The sequence below is a fragment of the Bacillus cereus group sp. Bce019 genome (assembly GCF_051781745.1).
GTDB lineage: Bacteria > Bacillota > Bacilli > Bacillales > Bacillaceae_G > Bacillus_A > Bacillus_A cereus.
In genome coordinates this window covers 1-257 of sequence record NZ_JBPWJX010000222.1, presented here as the reverse complement: position 1 = coordinate 257, position 257 = coordinate 1, and the positions used below count along the sequence as shown (strand labels likewise).

Sequence of the window (257 nt, the reverse complement as noted above, 5' to 3'; positions counted from 1 at the left end):
CGCGCCCGAGAGGAGTCGAACCCCTAACCTCTTGATCCGTAGTCAAACGCTCTATCCAATTGAGCTACGGGCGCATATGGTGCCGAGGGCGGGGGTCGAACCCGCACGGTGGTCACCCACCGCAGGATTTTAAGTCCTGTGCGTCTGCCTGTTCCGCCACCCCGGCATGTCATATTGAAAATTGGAGCGGAAGACGGGATTCGAACCCGCGACCCCAACCTTGGCAAGGTTGTATTCTACCACTGAACTACTTCCGC

3 tRNA genes are annotated in these 257 nt (G+C 58.0%); all 3 read right to left on the bottom strand.

Annotation, left to right across the window (positions count from 1 at the left end):
- Window positions 1-74 (bottom strand) — tRNA-Arg (locus tag ACS2QP_RS28115).
- Window positions 75-77: 3 nt separating this feature from the next.
- Window positions 78-166, bottom strand: a tRNA-Leu gene (locus ACS2QP_RS28110).
- A 16-nt stretch (window positions 167-182) separates the two neighbouring features.
- A tRNA-Gly gene (locus tag ACS2QP_RS28105) sits at window positions 183-257 on the bottom strand.